Raw genomic sequence first — 244 nt, 5'->3', positions numbered from 1 at the left:
TGGGCACTCTAGAATGACTGCCGGTGACAAACCGGAGGAAGGCGGGGATGACGTCAAATCATCATGCCCCTTATGACTTGGGCTACACACGTACTACAATGGCCAGTACAACGGGATGCGAAACCGCGAGGTGGAGCCAATCCTATCAAAGCTGGTCTCAGTTCGGATTGCAGGCTGCAACCCGCCTGCATGAAGTCGGAATTGCTAGTAATCGCGGATCAGCATGCCGCGGTGAATACGTTCC

General features: G+C 54.5%; 1 rRNA gene. It reads left to right on the top strand.

Features of this window, described 5'->3' with window-relative positions:
• A 16S ribosomal RNA gene (locus KJS65_RS29645) occupies positions 1–244 on the top strand; the annotation flags it as partial.

The organism is Paenibacillus sp. J23TS9, from assembly GCF_018403225.1.
In the GTDB taxonomy this organism is placed as follows: domain Bacteria; phylum Bacillota; class Bacilli; order Paenibacillales; family Paenibacillaceae; genus Paenibacillus_AQ.
This window is presented reverse-complemented; position numbering and strand designations above follow the sequence as displayed.